The organism is Rhizobacter sp. P2_H2, from assembly GCF_056403375.1.
Map to the genome: position 1 here is coordinate 1 of NZ_JBFUFP010001298.1, position 1,349 is coordinate 1,349.

General features: G+C 65.6%; 2 protein-coding genes. One reads left to right on the top strand and one right to left on the bottom strand.

The annotated features are described in order from the left end of the window. Positions 1–136: 136 nt before the first annotated feature. Positions 137–424 carry a DUF1294 domain-containing protein gene (locus tag AC1D15_RS32505; protein ID WP_477829307.1) on the bottom strand — a complete coding sequence of 96 codons (288 nt, stop codon included), beginning with the start codon at positions 422–424 and terminating at the stop codon, positions 137–139. Positions 425–708: 284 nt separating this feature from the next. Between AC1D15_RS32505 and AC1D15_RS32510 the strand changes: the two genes are divergently transcribed. Further along, positions 709–1,349, top strand: a 641-nt coding sequence (locus AC1D15_RS32510) for a DUF2169 family type VI secretion system accessory protein (RefSeq protein WP_477829308.1), incomplete at its 3' end; no start/stop codon positions are given.

The following is a 1,349-nucleotide window of genomic DNA, read 5'->3' on the forward strand; positions in this document are numbered from 1 at the left end:
ATCCAGAAGGGCGCCGAGAAGACCGGCGAGGTCGTGCGCAAGGGTGTCGAGAAGACCGGCGAGGTGATGAAGCGGGGCGGGGAGAAGTTGCAGTCGTCGGCGAAGTCGGCTTCTTCCAGCGACTGACTCGCGCCGGTCAGCGCAAGCTGGCCGACAGCATCGCGAAGCCCAGCACGTTGACGGCGACCGTGGCCCAGAACACGCGCCGGAACGATGCCTTGGCGGACTTGTGGCGCAGCCACCGCTGCGCGAGCAGCGCACCCGGCCAGCCGCCCGCGAGCGACAGCAGGTGCAGCGTGCGCTCCGATGTGCGTGGCCCGCGGCGGCGCGCTGCGGACTTGTCGATCGCATAGACGACGAACGTGATCGCGCTCAGGACGGCGTAGGCTGCGGCGGTCCAGAGCAAGGGCCAGCGGATGTTCATTGGTGATTCCGGAGAGTGCGGCGCCGGATCGTACGTGACACGCCTGTATTGACGCGGCCTCTTCTTGGCAGTCAAATCGCCGCTCTCCATGGCACCTCATCAGGTGCATCTTGAGACGAGCGCTCGCCACACGGCCTCCAGCGCTCCACGGCGCAACTCCCTCGCGCCACCCCCTTGAAGTACAGCGTCCGCGCTTGCTCCGACATGAAGCGGAGCGACGCGGGTTCGAACGCGTCATTCGACATGCTTGCCGGGTTGCATGTGCAAGCACCCGCACGACCGCCATGCAGATCACCAACAACTCCACGCCCTTCCTCGCTCATCGCTTCGTCTCGATAGACAAGACCGGCCAGAAGCACTGCGTCGCGATCATCAAGGCAACATTCGACGTTGTCGCGCAGGGTCGTTGCGTGCCGTCAGCCGATCAGACGCCCTTCGTCTACACCGACCAGCACCACGGCGATCCAGGCGCCACGTCGGTCCGCTTCGAGACGGACTTCGCGCCGGTGAAACCGATGGTCGACGTGCTGCTGCACGCCAGCGCTGTGTCACCAGACGGCAGTCCGATCACAAGGCTGCATGTTCACTTCGCGGGTGCCGGCATGCGCAAGCATGCGGTGGTCACCGGAGATCGCGTCTGGACCCGAGGATTTGCCGGACCCGTGCCTTCCGATCCGTTGCCGTTCACCGAAATCCCGCTGATCTGGGATCGCGCCTTTGGCGGCACTGACCTGCGTCACGCCCATCCGCGGCGCAGCAACAGTGATCTGCGGAACCTGGTGGGGGTCGGGTTTCGCATGAACGGCGCGACAGGCAGCGTCCTCGGCACCGCCCTGCCAAACATTGAACGTGCGGACGCGGTGATGCGACGGTGGTCAGACAGGCCGGAGCCGATCGGCTTCACACCCGTTGGACGTGGCTGGGT